This window comes from Sphingomonas endophytica, from assembly GCF_001476895.1.
GTDB classification, from domain to species: Bacteria; Pseudomonadota; Alphaproteobacteria; order Sphingomonadales; family Sphingomonadaceae; genus Sphingomonas; species Sphingomonas endophytica_A.
On the sequence record NZ_LDTB01000042.1, the window covers coordinates 2,501 to 5,778 of the forward strand.

A 3,278-nucleotide genomic window follows, 5' to 3' on the forward strand; every position below is an offset into this window, starting at 1 on the left:
CTATGCCGAGTGGTTGGGTGGGCTGCGCAAGCGGCTCAGCTGATCCAGCGCTGTTGTTGGTGGTGTGGGCTCTCAAGCGTGAGGTAAGGGCAATTCGTGGATGCCTTGGCGCATACAGGCGATGAAGGACGTGGCACGCTGCGATAAGCTGCGGTGAGGTGTGAGCAACCTTTGACCCGCAGATTTCCGAATGGGGAAACCCACTCATCCTGATTATCTCGCTTCTGGCGAGGTAATTGGGAATTTGAGTATCTCGTTACTGAATACATAGGTTTCGAGAAGCGAACCCGGGGAACTGAAACATCTCAGTACCTGGAGGAAAAGACATCAACCGAGATTCCGTTAGTAGTGGCGAGCGAACGCGGACCAGGCCAGTGCCATTCATTCAACTAGCAGAACGATCTGGAAAGTTCGGCCGTAGCGGGTGACAGCCCCGTATGCGAAAGTGATGTGAATGGACTCGAGTAGGGCGGGACACGTGTAATCCTGTCTGAACATGGGGGGACCACCCTCCAAGCCTAAATACTCGTATGCGACCGATAGCGAACTAGTACCGTGAGGGAAAGGTGAAAAGCACCCCGATGAGGGGAGTGAAACAGTACCTGAAACGGATTGCCTACAAGCAGTTGGAGGGTCTTTAGGGCCTGACAGCGTACCTCTTGCATAATGGGTCTGTGACTTAATGTTTCAAGCGAGCTTAAGCCGATAGGTGTAGGCGCAGCGAAAGCGAGTCTGAATAGGGCGTTTTAGTTTGAAGTATTAGACCCGAAACCCGGCGATCTATGCATGACCAGGATGAAGGTGTGGTAACACACACTGGAGGTCCGAACCGATTAACGTTGAAAAGTTACCGGATGAGTTGTGCTTAGGGGTGAAAGGCCAATCAAGCCGGGAAATAGCTGGTTCTCCGCGAAAACTATTGAGGTAGTGCCTCGAGCGAATACCGTAGGGGGTAGAGCACTGGATGGATGCGGGGGTCGCGAGATCTACCAACTCTAACCAAACTCCGAATACCTACGAGTACTACTCGGGAGACAGACGGCGGGTGCTAAGGTCCGTCGTCAAAAGGGAAACAGCCCTGACCTACAGCTAAGGTCCCCAAGTCACGTCTAAGTGGGAAAGCATGTGGGAATCCCAAAACAACCAGGAGGTTGGCTTAGAAGCAGCCATCCTTTAAAGAAAGCGTAACAGCTCACTGGTCTAGCTAAGGGTTCCTGCGGCGAAGATGTAACGGGGCTCAAGACGTGCACCGAAGCTTAGGGTGTGTTCTTTGAACACGCGGTAGCGGAGCGTTCCGTAAGCCTGCGAAGCGATCTGGTAATGGGTCGTGGAGGTATCGGAAGTGCGAATGCAGACATGAGTAGCGATAAAGAGGGTGAGATGCCCTCTCGCCGAAAGACCAAGGGTTCCTGCGCAAGGCTAATCCGCGCAGGGTGAGCCGGCCCCTAAGACGAGCCCGAAGGGGGTAGTCGATGGGAATGCGGTTAATATTCCGCAGCCTGGTGGTGTGTGACGGATGGTGTGTGTTGTTCAGCCTTATCGGATTGGCTGGGCTTCGAAACTGTCCCGGGAAATAGCCCCACCGTATAGACCGTACCCGAAACCGACACAGGTGGTCTGGTAGAGTATACCAAGGCGCTTGAGAGAAGTGTCCTGAAGGAACTCGGCAAATTGCCTCCGTACCTTCGGAAGAAGGAGGCCCCACGTAAGCGCAAGCTCTCGTGGGGGGCACAGGCCAGGGGGTAGCGACTGTTTAGCAAAAACACAGGGCTCTGCTAAGTCGGCTTCAAGACGACGTATAGGGCCTGACGCCTGCCCGGTGCCTGAAGGTTAAGTGGAGGGGTGCAAGCTCTGAAATGAAGCCCAGGTAAACGGCGGCCGTAACTATAACGGTCCTAAGGTAGCGAAATTCCTTGTCGGGTAAGTTCCGACCTGCACGAATGGCGTAACGACTTCCCCACTGTCTCCAGGACATGCTCAGCGAAATTGAATTCTCCGTGAAGATGCGGAGTACCCGCGGTTAGACGGAAAGACCCCGTGCACCTTTACTGCAGCTTCAGAGTGGCAGTGGACAAGAACTGTGTAGCATAGGTGGGAGGCTTTGAAGCATTGGCGCCAGCCGGTGTGGAGCCATAGGTGAAATACCACCCTGTTGTTGTCTATTGTCTAACCTCGTACCGTGAAACCGGTACAGGGACCCTCTGTGGCGGGTAGTTTGACTGGGGCGGTCGCCTCCTAAAGAGTAACGGAGGCGCGCGAAGGTTGGCTCAGGCCGGTTGGAAACCGGCTGTTAGAGTGCAATGGCATAAGCCAGCCTGACTGCGAGACTGACAAGTCGAGCAGAGACGAAAGTCGGTCATAGTGATCCGGTGGTCCCTCGTGGAAGGGCCATCGCTCAACGGATAAAAGGTACGCCGGGGATAACAGGCTGATAACCCCCAAGAGCTCATATCGACGGGGTTGTTTGGCACCTCGATGTCGGCTCATCACATCCTGGGGCTGGAGCAGGTCCCAAGGGTTTGGCTGTTCGCCAATTAAAGTGGTACGTGAGCTGGGTTCAGAACGTCGCGAGACAGTTTGGTCCCTATCTGCCGTGGGCGTCGAAATTTGAGAGGAGTTGACCCTAGTACGAGAGGACCGGGTTGAACGTACCTCTGGTGTACCTGTCGTCGTGCCAACGGCGCAGCAGGGTAGCTATGTACGGACGGGATAACCGCTGAAAGCATCTAAGCGGGAAGCCTCCCTCGAGATAAGATTTCTCAGGACGGTCGAAGACCACGACCTTGATAGATCGGATGTGGAAGCGCGGTAACGCGTGAAGCTAACCGATACTAATCGTCCTATTCGCGCTTGAGAGCACACACCCCCAACAACAGCGTTGGAATGCAGGGTGATGACATCCCAACCAGAACAACAGTGCATCGATTTGAACCCGTCTCCCCAGGCCCAACCACCCGGGGATGACACATGTGCAGGCTCCATTGCCTGGTGGCCATAGCGTCGGTGAACCACCCGATCCCATCCCGAACTCGGCCGTGAAACCCCTCTGCGCCAATGGTACTATCGCTCAAGCGATGGAAGAGTAGGTCGCCGCCAGGCATTGCAGCTTCGCACATCAAGAACCCATCCACAAAATCACACACCTCGGCGCGGGGTGGAGCAGCCCGGTAGCTCGTCAGGCTCATAACCTGAAGGTCACAGGTTCAAATCCTGTCCCCGCAACCATCTTGACTTGTCGCACCTCGGAAGCTTCTGCTCCCGGGGTGTTTTTGCGTACG

At 55.0% G+C, this 3,278-nt stretch carries 1 tRNA gene and 2 rRNA genes; all 3 read left to right on the top strand.

The window, feature by feature from the left end:
- Positions 1 to 73 precede the first annotated feature (73 nt).
- The 3 genes from NS334_RS10765 (at position 74) to NS334_RS10775 (ending at position 3,225) form a co-directional block, all read left to right on the top strand.
- Positions 74 to 2,855: ribosomal RNA gene (locus NS334_RS10765) — 23S ribosomal RNA — on the top strand.
- Positions 2,856 to 2,984: 129 nt separating this feature from the next.
- Positions 2,985 to 3,099 (top strand): 5S ribosomal RNA (gene rrf, locus NS334_RS10770).
- A 49-nt stretch (positions 3,100 to 3,148) separates the two neighbouring features.
- Positions 3,149 to 3,225 (top strand) — tRNA-Met (locus NS334_RS10775).
- The last annotated feature ends 53 nt before the right edge of the window (positions 3,226 to 3,278 follow it).